General features: G+C 49.3%; 12 protein-coding genes and 1 pseudogene. 8 read left to right on the plus strand and 5 right to left on the minus strand.

Annotated features, from left to right (window positions below; genetic code table 11):
* Positions 1-160: 160 nt before the first annotated feature.
* The 4 genes and pseudogenes from RFN81_RS09375 to RFN81_RS09390 form a co-directional block, all read right to left on the minus strand.
* On the minus strand, positions 161-2,605 hold the full coding sequence (locus tag RFN81_RS09375) for a putative virulence factor (RefSeq protein ID WP_264498816.1): 2,445 nt from the start codon (positions 2,603-2,605) through the stop codon (positions 161-163).
* A pseudogene (locus tag RFN81_RS09380) lies at positions 2,602-5,590 on the minus strand (virulence factor SrfB). Before RFN81_RS09380 ends, RFN81_RS09375 begins: the two are co-directional and overlap by 4 nt.
* 2 nt (positions 5,591-5,592) lie before the next feature.
* Positions 5,593-7,017, minus strand: coding sequence for an SrfA family protein (locus RFN81_RS09385; protein ID WP_264498817.1), 1,425 nt, complete (start codon positions 7,015-7,017; stop codon positions 5,593-5,595).
* A gap of 290 nt (positions 7,018-7,307) precedes the next feature.
* Positions 7,308-7,997 carry an expansin EXLX1 family cellulose-binding protein gene (locus tag RFN81_RS09390; RefSeq protein WP_264498818.1) on the minus strand — a complete coding sequence of 230 codons (690 nt, stop codon included), beginning with the start codon at positions 7,995-7,997 and terminating at the stop codon, positions 7,308-7,310.
* Between the two features lie 378 nt (positions 7,998-8,375).
* On the opposite strand from RFN81_RS09390, the gene fhuE reads away from it, so the two are divergent.
* From fhuE to RFN81_RS09410, 4 genes are all read left to right on the plus strand, one after another.
* A complete protein-coding gene (gene fhuE / locus RFN81_RS09395) occupies positions 8,376-10,559 on the plus strand; it encodes a ferric-rhodotorulic acid/ferric-coprogen receptor FhuE (RefSeq protein ID WP_264498819.1) in 2,184 nt (727 codons plus the stop codon).
* Between the two features lie 230 nt (positions 10,560-10,789).
* Entirely contained in the window at positions 10,790-11,797 is a 1,008-nt protein-coding gene (locus RFN81_RS09400) for a hypothetical protein (RefSeq protein ID WP_264498820.1), read from the plus strand.
* A gap of 525 nt (positions 11,798-12,322) precedes the next feature.
* On the plus strand, positions 12,323-12,544 hold the full coding sequence (locus RFN81_RS09405; protein ID WP_142501959.1) for a type II toxin-antitoxin system Phd/YefM family antitoxin: 222 nt from the start codon (positions 12,323-12,325) through the stop codon (positions 12,542-12,544).
* Positions 12,541-12,927: a type II toxin-antitoxin system death-on-curing family toxin gene (locus RFN81_RS09410; protein ID WP_264498821.1), complete on the plus strand. Its 387-nt coding sequence runs from the start codon at positions 12,541-12,543 to the stop codon at positions 12,925-12,927. Before RFN81_RS09405 ends, RFN81_RS09410 begins: the two co-directional genes overlap by 4 nt.
* A 104-nt stretch (positions 12,928-13,031) precedes the next feature.
* On the opposite strand, the gene yjjJ is transcribed toward RFN81_RS09410, so the two are convergent.
* Positions 13,032-14,336 (minus strand): type II toxin-antitoxin system HipA family toxin YjjJ, encoded by a 1,305-nt coding sequence (yjjJ, locus tag RFN81_RS09415; RefSeq protein WP_264498822.1) that lies wholly within the window; start codon positions 14,334-14,336, stop codon positions 13,032-13,034.
* A 197-nt stretch (positions 14,337-14,533) separates the two neighbouring features.
* Between yjjJ and RFN81_RS09420 the strand changes: the two genes are divergently transcribed.
* The 4 genes from RFN81_RS09420 to RFN81_RS09435 all read left to right on the plus strand — a co-directional run bounded on the left by RFN81_RS09420 (position 14,534) and on the right by RFN81_RS09435 (position 19,256).
* The gene (locus RFN81_RS09420; RefSeq protein ID WP_264498823.1) at positions 14,534-14,821 is read left to right on the plus strand and encodes a VF530 family protein; all 288 of its coding nucleotides are present in this window, start codon (positions 14,534-14,536) and stop codon (positions 14,819-14,821) included.
* A gap of 5 nt (positions 14,822-14,826) precedes the next feature.
* Positions 14,827-16,113, plus strand: coding sequence for a glycoside hydrolase family 10 protein (locus RFN81_RS09425; RefSeq protein ID WP_264498824.1), 1,287 nt, complete (start codon positions 14,827-14,829; stop codon positions 16,111-16,113).
* 266 nt (positions 16,114-16,379) lie between these two features.
* Positions 16,380-17,765 (plus strand): diaminobutyrate--2-oxoglutarate transaminase, encoded by a 1,386-nt coding sequence (locus tag RFN81_RS09430; protein WP_264498825.1) that lies wholly within the window; start codon positions 16,380-16,382, stop codon positions 17,763-17,765.
* An 18-nt stretch (positions 17,766-17,783) separates the two neighbouring features.
* Positions 17,784-19,256 (plus strand): pyridoxal phosphate-dependent decarboxylase family protein, encoded by a 1,473-nt coding sequence (locus RFN81_RS09435; RefSeq protein ID WP_264498826.1) that lies wholly within the window; start codon positions 17,784-17,786, stop codon positions 19,254-19,256.
* Positions 19,257-19,287 lie beyond the last annotated feature (31 nt).

A 19,287-nucleotide genomic window follows, 5' to 3' on the forward strand; every position in this document is an offset into this window, starting at 1 on the left:
GGCAGAAAGTCTTCCGCTCCCGTAGTGCTGGCCTGACTGCCTGCGATCAGACCGGTGGAAACCGCTGACTACTGTTGACGATGCCATATTCTTTGTAATATGGCATCGTATCTCTCAGTCTTAGTTAGCCCCTCAACATCGCTGCCACCATAATAAAACTTTATTCAGTGGGTTTAATAAGGTTCAGAATCGCGCCTAATTGCTCACGTTGCTCCGCATTGACTTCACGTGCAGCAGAATAGCCAGCGTTCTGGATAATCATTTCATTCAGCCCAACGAGCCAGTCATAGATGTAGAATGCCGTATTGTTGATAGGCGTCAGTGACAACTTGGTCAGGCGTTGCGACGCGCCAAAACTTACCGCCTGTTTTTCGGGCTTAGCAAAAATAGGCTGTCCGCGGTTGATACGGCTGGCCGGGCGCAGGGATTCATCAAGTTGCTGGAAACCAAGCCAGGCGACAAAATCGCCGAGGATGGTGAGCACGCGTGAAACCTGGCGATCGGCTTTATTTTCCCGGTTGATGCCCAGCGGTTCACTATCGACCAGCATATCGACCAGGGCATCTTCTATCCGCAAACGGATACTGCCCGTTATCAATTCTTCAACCAGCATTTCGACCGTTGATTTTGGTACGTTGAGTAGGCCAATGAGCGGCGCATTTTCCGGCAAATTGCGTAAGTGGTTAATCCAGTAACGATAAACACGATGCGCATAATCAGCCTCATAGCCGTGATCGGGGGAAATAGGGAGGGGAGGCTGGTCAATCGCGTCCGGCTCATCGGCAAACAGATCGATTTCAATTCCGATACCAAATTGATCGCGCCCTACTGATGACGCTAACTGATCGTCAACCTCGGCGTGAAGATCGCCATAGCTGGCCTCTTGCTGATGCAGGTATAGACGGCGGAGTTCATCGCGTGCGGGAAGAAGCCGTTCTAACAGTTCGCCATGCACGCCGGTGCGGGTTTGAAGCGATTTGAGTAAGGTTTCTGCGATACGCTGTTTTTCCGCTGGATCGTCAACATCAGCGGGCAGATACCAGTTACCCAGCAAATTATCACTGAGCTCGCGCTGAAGCTCGTTAAGCTGTTCACTAATGCGCCCAAGTTTGACTTCACGGTGGACTTCAGTACCCAGCCAGCTCGCCATACGCGCGACACCGCGCTTGTCCATCGCCAGCATGGTTCCCCACGTGTCGCCAGGGTTACCCACATAGCGCTGTACCGCGGCATCGTAATGCTGTCCATGCGTGACACGGCGATCGTAACGCGTCACGGCCCAAATCAACCCCGGCTTACGGTGGCTACGCACCTGTGCATTCTCGCCCTGAGTCTGCTTAACCCAATGATCCAATGCTTTACCGACGGCTTTGACACCGCTCCGCGCACCCGCAGCGCTGCATACCATCAGCACATTCATTTCGTGCTTATCGGTATAGCGTTCTAGCAGATAGGCGCGCTTTGCACGTAATAGCGTTTGCGCCAGAGAATAGGCCGTGGCGGGTGGATCGTACTGTGCTTCATTGACGTCGCCAAAACCGGGGAAATCCAATACATCAACCTGCTCGAAGAGTGCCTCTTTCGGCGATGAGTGCAAAGGGATCAACAGTTCTGCCGTTAGCATGGTTAATTCTGCCAGCGAAAGCTCCGTTGTTTTCCCTGCTCGACCATTGTGAATCGGTCGCACCAGCACACTGGGATCGTCGGTGCAGTGCAGGCGTTCCAATGCGGAACCGTCAATTAATCCCTTCACCGGGCTTAGTGCATCATCTACGAGTGTTTGCAGTGGTACTAGCAGCTTAAGTGCGCTTGATAAGTGTTGCAACGTATGGCTGAAATGCCGATAAGCGGCGCTCAGGGAAGGCGATTCTCCCCATAATAAGGAGAATAGCTGGGCGCGATCGTCAACGGTGAGGTAGGGGGCTAATTCCATCGCCACCGGCCAGAACTGCGCCTCTAACTGTTTTTGCCGCTTAGCATCGTGACGCACGAGATAGTCCCAAAGCGCGACAACATCATCACGGGTCATTCCTTCAACGTGATCAGGCTGGCGATGCATCAACAGCGTGTTAACGTGCTCGGCGATGTAGCGTTCATCCAGCTCTTCAAACTCGGCCTCTTGATTGAGGTCGTTTAAATACGCGCTGGCCATGATTTTGCCAATATCCAGCTCGCTGAGTAGTTGCAACTGCACGGGAAAAGATTTGTTCTTTACTCCCGATTGCCGACTATAGCGAATGACAAGTGAAGTCGGCCGATCTGGTGGGGCAATGTGTTCGGTAACATTCAGTTGTTGGCCTTCAAACGAGGTTTCAAGTGTACCGTTTTCACCCCCGGCCAGCGACGAAATCAGATAGCATTTACCCGCTTGAGACAGACCAAAAAAGCCGATGGCAATGTCCTTTAGGACGACATCGGCGAGATGCTGCGCTTTGTTCCGGTTACGGCGCAATTTTACGATCAGACGATCGGCTTCGATATCCAGACGTGGTGCATTTTGGCGAGTGGTTTCTACCCAGTCGATGGCCTGTTCACTCCCTAGCGCGATGGACTGTAACCGAGAGTGAAGCTGAGTAGAAAACTGTTTAGGCGTTAATCGTTTCATTTTTTAAATACACTCCCACTATCGATCCAATAATGGGTCGCTCCTGAACCGTTAGCGGATAATGTGTTCAATTTGAGTCGCAGGTGATGGAGTGGAACGCGGGTGCCGTCTCCCAGTACTGCATCAGCAATCTCGAAGCGCTCGGGGCTATCCCGATCGTCACTTTTCGTCACCGCCAGCCGAACATACAATTGGCTATCGCCAGCGACGTTACGGGCCAAATCCGGATCGACAATTGATAACATATAGAGTGATGAGGCAGGCCAGCGCTCATTGTCCAACTGGCGGAATCCGAGGCAGAGAGAACCACGTACCTGAAAGCGCTGTTGTGGATCAAGTTCAAAATCAGGCGCATCCAAATCGATATCGCTGTAATACACATTATCGAGCGTCAAGGCGTTATTGTTATCCATCATGCCAAGGTAGCGCACTGTCGAGTAGGGCTGAAAATCACCGACCTTAAAGTAGAAACCCGGTAAACGCAGATCGAGCGCCAGCAGGCAGAGCATCGCACCAACGGCTGCGGTGGATTTCGGGTTATCGATACGCCCGCGTTTATTAAAGGGATACCAGTCATTGGTATGATACCCATCCAGCGATAACATCCGATTAATCGGGAGCGGTTGCAAATGACGGAATAGCGCCTGAATGCCAGGAAAACGTGAAGGGCGGCCGGTCAGGAGCAAAACATCACAGGAATACAGCGACACCACCTCAGACATCAGGCGCAAATTTTTGGTGATATTCATCTGGTTAGACAGGAATTCGCCGTGCAGTTTGCTCAATTTTAAGATAAGCGGCACCTGTAAAATCGTAAATACGCTATCGTTTTCCGGCAATTCACGTTGTATTTCCGTATTGATATATTCCAACACGTTTTCCGTTGGTGCCTGTTCCAGCAATTCGCCGAAGGTGGATTCGATCTCGGCACTGGTATCCAGCGGATCAAAGTGCTCATAGGCTTCCAGAATCGCACGACCGATGGGAATGAATAGCTGTAACGTCACCTGCTGGCGTAGCGTAAGCTGCGCATCCATCCGACCTTCATTGCCGAACAGTTTCCCCATCAGCACATCCGGGTTAGCCATACCTGCCGTTTTCAACGCGGTCTGTAATGCGGGCAAAATATAAAGCTGGATGACATCCAGCAAGATATCATCGCCGGCGACCTTGAAACCTTCGCGGAATAGGAGTTGGGGAATGATTTTAACGTTATTACCGACGCCGTCATCGAGCCGATATTGCGTAATCGCGAGATCGGTGGTGCCGCCGCCAATGTCGATAGAGGCAATACGCAGCGTTTTGCCTGCGGTTTCGCCCTCATCGAGCACTTTATCCGGGCGCGCCATGCTGGCAAAGAAATCTTCCGCACGGCCCCCAAAGTTGACTTGCGCTTCGTTATACAGGTAGACCATCTGGCCGCACGTGGCCTCATCCCATTCGATCTGTACATCAGGCACAGGAACCCGGCTCAGTTGCTTATCCGCCTCGGTTGTAAAATCTTCGTCCATTGGGTGCCAGCCCATCGCTTTCCAGACCAGGGCAATCGCTTCATGCATACGGCGGCGGAAGATCTCGCGCTCCGGCTTCGGCATCGCCGAAGGCAACGTCAGAATGATGTTACGCAATTGACGTGGCGCGGCGCTGTGGATCATTTTCATTCGCTGGGCCGCGCTGTTCATCTGCATTAGTGCCTGCGCCAGTAGTTCAGATAGCATGAAGGTCATTAGCGAGCTACGGCTATAGTGCGGCGAGAACACCGGCAAACGCTCATCCAACGGTTGGTTGTAAAGCGGCTGGCCCTCATCATTCAGCATAATGGTTAGGGGCATAGCCGTCGCTAACGGTTCGGTTTGCGAGTGTGCATCCATCTGGCTGAAACGCCAGCCTGGGGCATAGCTCTCTTCGTCCCACAGGTAGCGACGCGGGCTGGAAATACCACTCGACCCTTCCGTACCCTGACGCCGCAGCGCCATATGGCAGGCCTCACGCCCGACGCGGGCGATCGATGGCCAGAGGAAAGCGTCATCGCGCCCGCTTTCGACAGAGAAATTTTCTTTACCAAACTTGGCCTGTGAAAATTCGACTCGACTTTCAAACAATTCGTTATACAGATAGTGCGGGTGGCTAAGATCGCGCAATTGCAACTCATAAGTCTGCTTTAGACCATTGCTTTCGTCAGCATGGTCTTCAACCAGAATGCCGCAGGTATGTGAGTTTCCCACATCCAATATCAGATCAACCTTGACCACAGGTTCTTGCAAAGTGCTGGTATTAATACGAATTTCCGGCACATCGAGCTGATTACCCAGCATATCCAGCACGTTGAGATAGTGCGCCTGATATTCAAACCCTCTGAGCGCCGCTTTCACCTCATGAGGATCACGCTTCTCCAGCGTTTGTACGCGCTGGGTAAATACCTCACGCAACCAGCCATCGACCCAGGTTTGATCAAGGAATTCACCAAGTTCATCGCTGTGATAGGCTAACGCAAAACTCCCGCCGGTCTTAATGTCATTAGCATTGGGCGCGAGTAACTCATATTCATGCCCCTCTGGATAAGTTTTAGTATCGAACGCCAGACAAATGCGGTGAGTGTTGCCATCCTGATCCGGAGTATCAAGCGCCAGAATCTGCATTCGCGCCCAATTGTCCGGCCCCCCCTATAAACGTACGTGGTGGATTGAAGCGGAAGAAGGGCAGCGGTAGCCAGATTTTATCCAGCAGCTTTAGCGATTGTTCCAGCGCAATACTTAGCTCAGGTTTTACCACTTCCGGCGGCATGCCATTGACAGACGGCAGAAGAAATTTTTCTGTACGAGCATCATGTAGCACACGTAGTAAAGGGCCATTGGCGCTTTTTCGCACATAACTGTTGACTGGCGTCGCCGGCAATAGCGGCGTGAGGGCAAAATCCAGAAACTGGATGCCGCTATCCTGAATCAGTGTGAGGCGTTGTTTATAATCGGTCATCGTCGCTAGCATGATTATTTACTCTCGCGCGTTATCGTCATCGGAAAAACGGTGTCTGCGTTATACCGACCAATACATTCCGCCGCTGCGCCGGAAGCGCCTTGCTTACAGACCAATTCCGGCATTTGGAAGCGGGAATTATCGGAACAGCGGGCGCTAGAGCGACTATTAATAATCAGATTACCGGAACTCATTAATCCAGCCTCAATTTGGGCGCGACAAGTGACGCCGTCACCGTGGGTGATACGGGCTGTCCCTTTGCCATTTTTAATCTGGTAGCGCAGGCTAGGCGGCTTACCGACCACCGGCGCTTTGCCATCAATATTGACGTGCCAATTGCCGTTTAAAAAGGCGACTGAACCGATTTTTACCGACTCGGCGGGCATAACAAGCGCTTCTTTGCTCGCTGTCGTCGCTGGCACCGGTGCTACGGTGGGTTCCGTTGACGGCTTCTCTGGCGCCTTAACTTTCTCTGGTACATTTGCTTCGGCAATTACCGTAGCTTCTGCTGGCTTGACATCGATAGGTGGCGGCGCGGGAATGACTGGCTCGGGAGCAGGGAGAACAGGTGCAGCCGCTTGCTCATGCTGTTTTTCGGCAATGGGCGCGACCGGTGTACTGGCCTGCTGGGGTACCGATTCTTGCGACACGGAAGAAGACAAGACGCGCTTCTCCGGTTTGACCATAACCGCGTCGTCAGCGATGGGCTGGTCATGTTGATCTGAAACGCAGCCGCGTATCTGCAATAACAAAATAGCGATCAGCGCAATCGCAGGCACTAGCCACCATAGGCGGAAGAAGGGCGTTTGTGACGGTTCGGCAGGCACCGTGGCTATCGACGCTGGCGTCGGGTCTACCGGTTCGGGCAAAGTGATAGTCTGGGGGGCTGGTGTGTCCGCGGTACGCGATGGGGTTAAGACCTGATCGGCAGCACTTAAGGGTGGCGTCACCTCTTTGATCATCGGGCGTAGGCAATCTAATGCATCGAGGCGCGATTTTTTATCGAGGTTAACGAAACCCCAGAACGTTAAAACCGGTTTACCATCAACCAAATAGACGTGATTCGCCCCTGGGAACTGTATGGCTTTCGCCAGTAGCACGCCAAAAAGTTTTTGTCCGGCTTTATCCGACTGTTGTGCGCGTTCGCTAATGTCATCCACGGTGGCTTGATAGGTTTCCAGCAGCGCTAACGCTTTTTCTCGCGCTTCTTCACTCGCGGCAATCCAGGAAGTAACTTGCCCATCAATCGGCGAATACCAGTCAATACGATCGCCATCCTCGTTAGCTTGAGGTATCGCCAGACAATCGGCAATCTGTTGCTGTTTTCTGAGACGCAACGTTTCTCGCAGTTGAAGGGCTGATGTGTAAACTGGCTGCCCGTTTTCGCCCAGCGCCAGAAAATCATCCAAACGTCCACTACGTAAAAATAATCTTGCCACGCAATTAAGACCTTTTTTGTAATAATGCCTAAAGCAGAAAAGAGAATACAATCTGCGACAGGGTATACTGTAGTGCGAGTGATGGCGAATCAAACGCGTAAAGAAGTGATAAAACTGACAAATATTTGGGCAATCAAAAAGGTAGACAGGCGGAATTCAACTGCCGGGCAGGTAACGTGGGGGCCAGAACGCAACGATATGGGCAAATCATGGGCATCAGCGACTGTCGCAAGTGCCCATGGCGCTTAGGAGCATGACATTATAATCGCTATGCCCCTCGGCTACGGCTATTAAAGCTGGACGTTGCCCGTGATCAGGTAAGCGGATGACGTACTTTGTGACATCGGCGGCAAAGTATCACTTAGAACATTGCCTTTTACATCAGTGAATTCAATCGGAATATCGTTCATACCGACGTGTTCAATAATAAAGTGGTTGTAATCGGTTTTTTGTGCCGCAATCCACTGATTGTCACGCCAATATTTCATCTCGATTACCGGGTATTTTGTATTCCTGAATTGTACCGCCGCCCAATAGGGGTTTGACCCTTCTTTTATACGGTAAATAACGTTACCTTTTACCGGCGCTTCGATCAATGTCCAATCTATATTAATTATTCCATCTCTTAGATCGCCTATTTTTTCAAAAGCATTAAATGATAGATCTAAGGCGCAATCACCGCCTTCAGGATAGAGGTCAGTAACATAAACGACCGTACTGCCTTTAGGCCCATTCACTTTTAAGTAAGCACCAGCTAATGACGTTCTAACGCCACGATAATTCAACTGATTCGGGTTTAACGCCGCAATTTCCATATTCTGCGGGATAGGGTCTAGCAGAAGTGCGCCACCCTGGTAGCCTGAACCCGTCGCGGTAGCATACCCATAACAGATATCGTCTAATTCCCACTGAGCATGGGCAGTATTAATTAGCGGAATAATACATAATGTAGATAAGGTTAATAGGGTTACTTTATTCATGTTTCACATCCAATATGATTCAAGAGTAATAGTCTGGGTAATTGCAAAGATAAGAACAGCAAAAAAACATTACCATTAATTAGTGATAATAAGAAAGGCATGGCGATAAATTTATTTTGAGAATTTAGGATTCTAGAAGTGCTGAAATATAGCTATTCATTGTTTCTTATAAACATGGTTTTTATCGGTTTTATTTTCTGAACCAGACTGAGGGAAGGGCGGGCTCTATTGCGGTTGGCACCAAAGATTCGCGTTGTTTACACGCTAATAGCAATGAGTATAATCCTCATTTGCACTTACTGGATGCAGCAACAAGCGCGACACCTCCCCTTAAGCAGTATTGATTATGGGGACTTTTATTGACCATCAGGAAAAACAATGTCTTTCACGCCATTAACGGGCAAAACAGCCCGAAAACCAAAACTTACACGCTCGCTGCTGGCAACATGTATGACTGTTGCTTTGTTTCCATCGACTTCATTTGCCTCTGAGACTCAGCAAGATGAGACCATTACGGTACATGCCAGAACTCAGAACGGGAGTGATACTCAGGCCAATGATTACAATGTGCCCGTCACTTCAGCAGGGACCAAAATGCCGATGGTTCAGCGCGACATTCCGCAATCTGTCACTATCATTAGTAAACAGCGTTTCCAGGATCAGCAGTTGGATACGCTGAATGATGTCCTGAAAAATACGACCGGCATTACCGAATTTAATTCAGGTGCTAACCGCAGCAATTTTTACTCACGCGGATTTTTAATTGATAACTATCAAATTGATGGTGTTCCTGCCCTGATAGAACAAGACTGGAATATCGGTGACACGCTATCTGATACCGCGATCTATGATCGCATCGAAGTGGTTCGTGGCGCTACCGGCCTGATGACCGGTGCAGGCAGCCCAGCTGCGTCGATAAATATGATCCGTAAGCGTGCGGACAGTAAAGCATTCGTAGGCAATCTTTCCGCCAGTTATGGCAGTTGGAATAAGCAGCGTTATGTTGCCGATCTTTCTGCTCCTCTTACTGAATCCGGAAATGTGCGGGGACGCATTGTGGCCGGTTATCAGGACGGTGACAGTTGGCTGGATCATTACCGCAGTCAAAAGAAATTCCTGTATGGCGTAATAGATGCAGACCTGACTGACTCCACCACCTTTTCCGTTGGATATGATTACCAAGAAACCCACATTGCTGGTGCAACCTGGGGGGGATTGCCAACCTTCTACCTCGATGGCAGCAAAACCCGTTATGATCGACGCACCAACATTTCACCAGATTGGGCGTATAACGATAGTGATTCGAAGAAAGTCTTTGCCACTCTTAAACAGCATTTTGATAATGGTTGGCAGTTCAACCTAAGCGGTACACATACAGAAGCTACTATGGACAGCAAGCTACTGTACATTGATGGTTACTTCGATAAAACGACGGGTATTGGTGTTGGCCCCTACGTGGGCTATGACCTGTTAGGTGGGACGGGTTATAACACTGCCAAGCGCAAAGAAAACGCCATTGATGCCTATGTTAGCGGCCCCTATGAGCTGTTTGGACGGCAGCATACGATGATGGCCGGTGTGTCATATATTCGCCAGAACGATCGGTATATCGGGACATCAACCAGTTTTACTTCAGCAGAGGTGGGAGATTTTAATAACTGGGGTAATTATCCGGAACCCAAGTGGAGTGCCCAGACCTTGGCACAGGACAACACCATCCATCAGAAGTCAGCCTATATGGCTACACGGTTCTCTCTAGCCGATCCTCTGCACCTTATTGTTGGTGCCCGCTATACAAAATATAGTGCCGACACACTGACACAACATACTGAAAAAAATAATATCACGCCATATTCTGGGCTCGTGTATGACATCAATGATACTTACTCTGCTTACGCCAGTTATACGTCAATCTTTAAGCCCCAGACTTATCGTAATGCCAGCGGCGCTTATCTTTCGCCCGTTATCGGCAAAAGCTACGAGACGGGGATCAAAGGAGACTGGAATAACAGCCGGGTGACCGCCTCGCTGGCAGTGTTCCGTATTGAGCAGGATCATCTTGGCGCAACAGATTATGCTCTGGTTCCGGGCAGTAATGATTATGCCTACTATGAGCAGGATGGCACGGTCAGCAAAGGTATTGAGTTTGAGATCAATGGTGCGGTGACCGATAATTTGCAGATGACATTCGGTGCGACCCGTTATATTGCTAAGGATGGAGAAGGCGCCGGGCTGAATACGACCCAGCCAAGAACTTCACTGAAACTGTTTACCAGCTATCGTCTGCCTATGCTTCAGGATATTACCGTTGGCGGCGGCGTTAACTGGCAGACACATACTTGGGATAACGTTGCTGGACCTAATGGCTCGAGCACGCTGTATGCTGAACAGGGGAGTTATGCCTTGGTCAATCTGTTCGGCCGCTATCGCATAACGAAACAACTTTCCGTCCAGGCCAATCTGAACAACCTCTTTGACAAAACCTACAATATCAATGTTGGCAGAAACACCGTATATGGTGAACCACGCAATATCTCTTTCTCTGCAAACTACAGCTTCTAAGCCTGATAACAATGCCCTGGCAACAGGGCATTTTCATATAGCCATCCCAGGGTAGGTGATTCATATGATCAGTGTGGGCTGAGCTTATGCTAATGTCTGCGGGGCTAACAGGCCCCCAGCTAAAAATGCTCTGTGGAACTATTTCTATCCTTTAGGCGATTTTGTTGAAGGAAAATGCTCTCTCAATCGTTTATTCAATGATGCTAATGTTTCAATGGGAGGGGCTCTATATGAAAAAAATTATTGTTATGCCTGATGCGTCATCTGCGGGTTTGTTTAAGGCACTGGTTGCAAATAAAAATAATACCACCGTTAGTAGTAAATATGATAAGGGAAGTATGGTTTTTGTTATTTTTGAACCCGACTTGATATATGAACCTCTAGTAAATGAAGAAGCAAACGAATTATTTTTTATAAGAAAAAAGGAATTGAGAATAGAAAAGCCAGAAACATTTAAAACCCTGAAGGTTTTCGATCATGACGAAAAAAACATCACAGACTTTCTGTCTATTTCCCATGCGATATCAAACGATATTGATATAGATATCTGGTTTGATAGGAGCAGTGGCTCGCAAGCTACGTTGCTTTTTTTATTAAATGCAATAAACTCCACGCCAAACTACCCGCTTGATAGTCTGAATATTTTTTATTTTGATGGACGTATTGCAGGTGAAGAGCTGAATGATTTTGATGATTTAAAGGTTACTTTAATTTCCAACAAGTCCGATTTAATCTTGGCGTCGAGAAAATTGTGGGGATGGTTAATTTCAGATCAACTTGATAAAGCATATGACTTTTATTCCCGGCACTGCAGATCTGAAGGTTGGTTTTCAAATTTATTAGAAGCCATATTTGATAACCTTCCGAGAGCCGATCGCGGGTTAGATAAGAATGAAATAATAATATTGGAATTAATAAAAAAACTAGGGAAAACCACCTATCAAGAAATAATATCTGAATATTATTTGTATGCTTCTCATCCGCCAACATGGATATTAATTCCATCATACATACAAAACCTGAAAGACCTTTCATTAATCCAGTATGGGGTTAATGACCTTAACACTAATTTCAAGGTGCTTGTTGAAGAGCAAGTAAAATCAAATAAAAATGATTATGAATCATTTGTAATTGAGTATGTAGCTGACGAAGCTGTACCTGCTAATAGAATAAGGTATGGTAAAGAAGTCACCTGGGTGTGGGATGAAGAAGGCGGGAAGGTAAAGCGATTTTTTTGAATCCCTTTCAATAAGGAGAGAGTGAAATGCTCTCCTAAATAAAGTTCTATTTTTGGTGACGGCCATCGGCTGAAACTGGATTTATGCCAGCATTGCTTAAAAGATGTCTTGGGCCAGTGGATAACGGTCTGTGACCAATGACAGCATCGGGAACGTCAGTTCTCGCCAATCCTTACCTTGGTTCGCATAATGTATATTATGTTAAATTGAAGTCAGTGAGCTTCGTGATCAACTGGCGCAGAATACCCTGTCGCTGATTGAAATCGTCAAAGCGGTAAAAATCAATACGGTCATTCCGGTGGAAAGTCTGCTGGCCGTGCATGTGATTCGGGAGTTACACAAGTCGTCATAATGCTGACATGGGAGTATTTCGCCGGCAGCATCCCAATTGTCGGCGGAAAGCTGGTTGTCTGATGTTACGTAGGTGATTGTGAGTTTATCGTCAGTGATATGGACATACACATTAGCACCAAGGTAATGTACAATTGAGATGTACACTTCATTCGTACATCTCAGGAGAGAGCTATGCAAACCTACACCTCCACACAGGCCAGAGCCAATATTTCCACGGTACTGGATACCGCGTTAAATGGTGAGCCGGTTGAAATCACCCGTCGCGACGGGAGCGCTGCCGTGCTTATCAGCAAAGCAGCCTTCGAGGCCTATCAAAATGCCAAACTTGACGCGGAATTTGATGCCATCATGCAACGGCATGAGCACACAATCAAGGCGCTGACTGACCGATGATTTGGGTCAGTGCGCAGGAAGTCATTGCCTTTCACGATCGAATTTTGCAACGTTTTCCCGGTGTGGCAGGTCTGGCTGACCCCGGCAGAGCACAGGCGCTGATTTATCGCGTGCAGAATCGTGTTCACTACGAAGGCGTTACTGCCCTATTTGAACTGGCGGCGACCTACTGGGTTGCCATCGCCCGCGGTCACATCTTTCATGATGGTAATAAACGCACTGCATTTTTCGTTACCATGACCTTTCTTTGGCGCAATGGCATCCGTATTCGTGACGTTGATAACTCGCTGGAAAATCTGACGGTCGAAGCGGCTACCGGCGAAAAATCGGTCGACCAGTTGGCGCAGTGTTTACGTGAACGAGTGGATAATTCCGGGAATTAATGAAAGAAATGCCCCCTACTCATGTGCCGTTATCATTTTGTGGCTCTACAGTGAGTGTTAGTATCACACTCTTTCTTAAGTGACTTCTTAGCGGCATCGGATCGTTATCCCAGGCGCGATATACGCGACGTAACCTCGTCAAGGTGGTGACGTAATGCCGTAATACATGGGGTAAAATTGGCAGAGAAGCAACGACAATCGCGGACTAAAGCGAAGAAGTGCTCTGCCAGTTCCAACGCTTCCCGCCAGATTTCCCCGCTAATAACGTCAAGTAGCGTCGCTGGCCGCAGTGTATTCACTATTTCGCCACCTGATTTAGGCGCGAAACCCATTGGCAGGATGTCGTAAGCTGGCGCAAGGCGGTATGGACGACCGTGGCTACTGATGAACGACAGATTGCCGTGGTGCATGTCGGTATTGCCAATCAGCATGCCAAACGCCCAAAGCCGAGCCGTCTCAATGGCGGCATCAGGATGGATATATCCCTGCTTAATGAGCTCATTAACTAAAATCGGCCAGGCCTCCCTCGCTTTCCCGACAAATTCCGCCTCTAGCGCCCGTAAAGAAAAGAGACCGATTCGACCGAGCGGGCCTACACGGTCAAACCGGGGGATCTCAAGGAAACGCTGCCCACTAAAATCAAAGACTTCTGTTTCGACGCCGAGCACTTTTAACGCCAGATGTTCGGCCTGTAACAGATCGCGCCAACGTTCGCTAACGGGGTTGTCGTCCAAAGCCGTAAATTTCACTAGTACATGGCCACGTTCTGTATAGGTGCAGAATTTCGGTTGTTCACCTCCGGCAGATGAACCCGGCGCTTCACCGGAACTGGCTGCCAACGCGAGCGTGGTAAAATGCGTCGCGCGATCGACGGGGGTCGGTAGCGGCATCTCCAGGAATTGGTTTCTTGCCCTCTCCCCTATTAATAAGTTGCCTACAGCATCATGCCCATGCGCTAACAAGGCTTTAATAATATCAGCGTCTGCCCAGTCTTCTGGATTTGGCGACAAGCCAAGCTCGGATGCATAGGTCGATGCATACGCGCGTCCAAGATATCCTTGTGGTCGCATGTCAAATAACCACCATGGCAACCCGTCGCTATGGCGATACACATTATCAGCCTGCGCCATGACAAATCCGGCGGGATGAACTGGAATGAGTTCACCCAATGATTTTATTTGACCGTTTTCGTTGATGCGATAAATCGGTGCGGAATTAAACCCGCGATAAGTATCGCGCAAAGCATATTGAATAGATGGTCCAGCGCCGATTCGGATAACATCATCACCCAGTTCCTTTAAAGCGCGTGAAACTGTAGGCTGGCTAATATCCATTATATTAGTTAGTTGGCTCGCAGCCATGGGGCCATTACGTAGCAATTGGCGTATTCTGTCCGATCGGCTGCTCATTGAGTTAATCGCTTCATGAATAGATTAATGAATAGGTAAACGAATAGATATTTTATCAGTTATTATCCAGTGTGTCATTGGGCAGGATGATGCGCGAGCGAGGTGTCGTTTTAGTGCCACGCACCGCTTTCTTGTAACCTTCCACTACGTCATGCACAATCCTGAGTAACACATGTAAAACCGTCGGATATCACATCATGGCTGCGCATATTTCTAACGATCCCTTGCACGGCGTCACGCTTGAAATGCAAGTCAACGCGCTGGTTGCCCGTTTTGGCTGGGTTCAACTGAGCAAACTCATTAATATCAATTGCTTTAAGAACGACCCAAGCGTGAAATCCAGTTTAACATTTTTGCGTCGCACGCCCTGGGCGAGAGCTGAAGTTGAAGCGTTATATCGGGATACGCTGGCTAGCACAGCGCCCGGAGAAAACGATAAGTTTGCCGTTGATTCCTGGGCGCATTCCCGTATCAACAAGCGCTAAACAACGTGAAAAAAAACGTCGTTCTTGTTGCTGCGGCGCTACTACTTGTTAGTTGCGCATCTAAACCGCCAGGCTCGCTAGTTACGCCGCCCTCCCCTGTAACGCCGTCGGTGACATTCGATAAGCGTCAGGAACCGATGCGGGGCGTCTGGCTCGCGACCGTCTCTCGTCTCGACTGGCCACCGATATCATCAGTTAATATTCGCAATCCTGTCGTGCGTATGACCCAGCAGCAAGATGCGCTGAGGGCTAAACTCGATAAGTTGCAACGTCTTGGCATTAACACCGTGTTTTTCCAGGTTAAACCGGACGGCACTGCATTATGGCGCTCTGCCATATTGCCCTGGTCGGATATGTTAACCGGTAAGATTGGCGAAGATCCTGGCTATGACCCACTCCAGTTTATGCTGGAAGAAGCGCACAAACGCGGCATAAAAGTGCATGCCTGGTTTAATCCTTACCGCGTAACGGTTAACACTCAGCCTGCCACGGTGAAGGCGCTAAATCGCACGTTGTCACAGCATCCAGCGAGCGTATTTGTTTTACACCGTGACTGGATCCGCACGGCCAGCAATCGCTTTGTGCTCGATCCGGGTATACCGGAAGTTCGGCATTGGATTACCCGCATTGTCGCCGAAGTGGTTAGTCGCTACCCCATTGACGGAGTGCAGTTTGACGACTATTTCTATGCCGAATCACCTGCTTCTATTTTAAATGACAATGAAACCTTTAAAAAATACGGACAGGGATTCACCACAAAAGCGGATTGGCGGCGACACAATACTCTGCAATTGATTGCACAGGTGTCGCACACAATTAAGCAGTTGAAACCAGCGATTGAATTTGGCGTCAGCCCCGCAGGGGTATGGCGCAATCGCTCTCACGATGCGGCAGGTTCCGACACACGCGGCGCCGCCGCTTACGATGAGGCGTATGCCGATACCCGTCAGTGGGTGCAACAAGGGTTATTGGATTACATCGCTCCGCAGCTATATTGGCCATTTGCGCGTGATGCGGCGCGCTATGATGTACTTGCGAAATGGTGGGCGGATGTGGTGAAACCGACGAATACGCGGCTTTATATTGGCGTTGCGCTGTACAAAGTGGGTGAACCTTCAAAAAGTGAGCCGGACTGGGCGGTTGGCGGCGGAGTGGCGGAGTTGAAAAAACAGATCGATTTAAATGAATCCCTGCCACAAGTTAACGGCACGATTCTATTTCGCGAGGACTATCTTAATCAGCCACAGACTCAAGACGCGGTGCGCTATCTCAAAAGTCGCTGGGGAAAATAGCACGGGTATTTATTTACCCTTTCTACATATAAGAAATCTTAAAATTTTTTGCCGATTTAATCAGCATGTAAAATAACCGTGCCTACAATGATGTCTGCAAATAAGAATAACCAATTGATTTTTATGTTTAAAAATAAAAAATTGTAAATAAAATAAATCATTGAGTCGTTGGCTGAAAAACTCTATATTGGCGGCGCTTTTTATAGCGTAGTTTTTAATTCATTTATTCAGCGGTGTGTTCCAAAACACACGGTTGTAGGAGAGATATGATGACGGATAAAGTCCGTATTGACAGTGTAGGTGCGAATACATTAATCGGCAACAATGAAACCTATTTGGCGCGACAGGCTGAATTTGAATCAAACGTAAGGAGTTATCCACGCAAATTGCCTTTAGCAATCGCGAAAGCCGAAGGCGTGTGGATTACGGATGTAGAAAATAAGCAATATCTTGATTGTCTGGCTGGCGCGGGGGCGCTGGCGCTTGGGCACAATCATCCTGACGTGCTGCAAAGCATCCAACATGTCATTACCAGCGGCTTGCCGTTACATACGCTTGACCTCACCACACCGTTAAAAGACCGGTTCTCAGAATATCTGCTTTCTTTATTACCCGGTCAGGGAAAAGAATACTGCCTCCAGTTTACCGGTCCTTCCGGCGCCGATGCCGTTGAGGCTGCGCTCAAACTAGCGAAAAAATATACCGGTCGTTCCGGGGTCATCAGTTTCTCCGGCGGCTACCACGGCATGACGCATGGCGCGTTGTCAGTAACGGGTAATCTGTCACCGAAAGAAGCGGTCAACGGCATGATGCCAGAAGTTCACTTTATGCCTTATCCGCATCAGTACCGCTGCCCATTGGGGATTGGCGGTGATGCAGGCGTTAAGGCCTTAAGCTACTATTTTGAAAACCTGATTAATGACGTTGAGAGCGGCGTGCGCAAACCGGCAGCGGTCATTCTGGAAGCGGTCCAGGGCGAAGGCGGCGTGAATCCAGCGCCCGCCGAATGGCTACAATGCATCCGCCGAGTGACCAGGGAACACGGTATCCTGCTCATCGTCGATGAAGTGCAAGCCGGTTTTGCGCGCACGGGTAAATTCTTTGCCTTTGAACACGCCGGTATTGAGCCCGATATCATTGTGATGTCCAAAGCCGTCGGTGGCGGTTTACCTTTGGCTGTATTGGGCATTAAGAAACCTTTTGATGCCTGGGCGCCGGGTCATCATACGGGAACGTTTCGCGGCAACCAGTTGGCGATGGCCACGGGCCTGACAACGTTGAAATATCTTAAAGACCATCGAGTGGCGGACAAAGTTGCCGAGCAAGGTGAATGGCTGAAAGCCAAACTTATTGAGTTGCAACAACGTTATCCGGTGATTGGCCACGTTCGTGGTTTAGGATTAATGATCGGGATTGAGATAGTCAAACCTGACGAGACACCAGATCACATGGGCTGCTACCCCTATGATGGCGAGTTATCCGCCCTGTTACAGAAAAAATGTTTTGAATCGGGGCTGATTCTGGAACGTGGCGGTCGTAACGGCTGTGTTCTGCGCCTGCTTCCTTCTCTATTGATCAGCAATGCTGAATTAGAGATCTTCCTGGATAAATTTGAAAACGCCCTGCTCTCCGCTGGCGTTAAGCCTGTTTAAGTGGAACGGAGCACTGTCATGGCAAAATTAAATCCGATTCTGAGTGCCTCGGCGCCAAGCATCGAGGCCTATCGGGACGCGATTACGCAGAGTAGCCAGGCCGTGATGCAATGGCTTCAACAACCTGAAATGTATCAGGGGAAATCGGTTGCTGAATTGCGTGAGCGTATCTCTTTGAACTTTACGCCTCAGGGGCTGGGTAATCAGGAGGCCATTGCGCGAGCTATTGAGTATTTTTTAAAGGATAGCGTGTCAGTGCACCATCCGCAGTGCATAGCGCATCTGCACTGCCCAAGTCTGGTCGTTAGCCAGGCAGCGGAAGTGCTGATTAACGCCACCAATCAAAGTATGGACTCCTGGGATCAAAGTCCGTCGGCGACCATTATCGAAATGAAGCTGATCGAATGGCTGCGTACACAAGTCGGCTACCCATCTGGCGATGCGGGCGTATTCACTAGCGGCGGCACCCAGAGTAATCTAATGGGACTCATGCTGGCACGCGATGCCTTTTTTGCCCGTCAAGGGCACGCCATCCAGCACGATGGGTTGGTAGGCGATCTAACCAAAGTGAAAGTGTTCTGTTCCGAAAATGCCCATTTTTCGGTGCAAAAGAACATGGCGTTGTTGGGGCTCGGTTTTCAATGCGTGACCCAAGTGAAAACCGATCGTTTTGCGCGTATGGATCTTAACGATCTCACCGAAAAAGTGGCGCAGGCCAACGCTAACGGCAATCGGATTATGGCGATTGTCGCCACGGCCGGAACAACGGATGCCGGCGCGATCGATCCGCTACGCGCCATCGCGACACTGGCCGCAGAACACGAGATTTGGCTACATGTCGATGCCGCCTGGGGGGGGGCTCTACTGCTGTCCGAAAAATATCGTGATGCTCTGGACGGTATTGAGCTGGCGGATTCCATCACATTAGACTTTCATAAACAGTTCTTCCAGACGATTAGCTGTGGCGCATTCTTGTTGAAAGAGGCCCGTCACTATGAGCTGATGCGTTATCAGGCCGCTTACCTCAACTCGGCGTTTGATGAAGCGCAAGGGGTTCCCAATCTGGTGTCGAAATCTTTACAGACAACGCGACGGTTTGATGCGCTGAAACTGTGGATGGGGCTGGAAGCGTTAGGCCAGCAGCAGTATGCCGCAATCATCGATCACGGTATTACACTGGCGCAGCAGGTGGCTGAGTATCTGGAGGGACACGCCGCATTGGAATTAATAATGCCGCCACAGTTGGCAAGCGTGTTGTTCCGCTATCGGCCGCAGCCGCAAACAGCGGCGGAGAGTGTGGACATTGGGCTACTTAACCAACGCATCGGCGATGCACTGCTGATGTCGGGACGCGCTAACGTAGGCGTCACCGAGTTTAATGGCGTTACCTGCCTGAAACTGACGTTACTAAATCCAACGGTGACGCTGGAGGATGTAAAAGTTCTACTCACGCTGGTTGAAAGCACCGCGCAATCGCTGTTGGTTGCGTAACGCCGCACGACCTATTAGGCAAAGTGAAAAG

The sequence above is a fragment of the Pectobacterium cacticida genome (assembly GCF_036885195.1).
GTDB lineage: Bacteria > Pseudomonadota > Gammaproteobacteria > Enterobacterales > Enterobacteriaceae > Pectobacterium > Pectobacterium cacticida.

Excerpts from the sequence above, each read along its gene's own strand:
- RFN81_RS09375 (WP_264498816.1), bottom strand. The coding sequence starts at position 2,605 with ATGAAACGATTAACGCCTAAACAGTTTTCTACTCAGCTTCACTCTCGG.
- RFN81_RS09390 (WP_264498818.1), bottom strand. The coding sequence starts at position 7,997 with ATGAATAAAGTAACCCTATTAACCTTATCTACATTATGTATTATTCCG.
- fhuE (WP_264498819.1), top strand. The coding sequence starts at position 8,376 with ATGTCTTTCACGCCATTAACGGGCAAAACAGCCCGAAAACCAAAACTT.
- RFN81_RS09400 (WP_264498820.1), top strand. The coding sequence starts at position 10,790 with ATGAAAAAAATTATTGTTATGCCTGATGCGTCATCTGCGGGTTTGTTT.
- RFN81_RS09405 (WP_142501959.1), top strand. The coding sequence starts at position 12,323 with ATGCAAACCTACACCTCCACACAGGCCAGAGCCAATATTTCCACGGTA.
- RFN81_RS09410 (WP_264498821.1), top strand. The coding sequence starts at position 12,541 with ATGATTTGGGTCAGTGCGCAGGAAGTCATTGCCTTTCACGATCGAATT.
- yjjJ (WP_264498822.1), bottom strand. The coding sequence starts at position 14,336 with ATGAGCAGCCGATCGGACAGAATACGCCAATTGCTACGTAATGGCCCC.
- RFN81_RS09420 (WP_264498823.1), top strand. The coding sequence starts at position 14,534 with ATGGCTGCGCATATTTCTAACGATCCCTTGCACGGCGTCACGCTTGAA.
- RFN81_RS09430 (WP_264498825.1), top strand. The coding sequence starts at position 16,380 with ATGATGACGGATAAAGTCCGTATTGACAGTGTAGGTGCGAATACATTA.
- RFN81_RS09435 (WP_264498826.1), top strand. The coding sequence starts at position 17,784 with ATGGCAAAATTAAATCCGATTCTGAGTGCCTCGGCGCCAAGCATCGAG.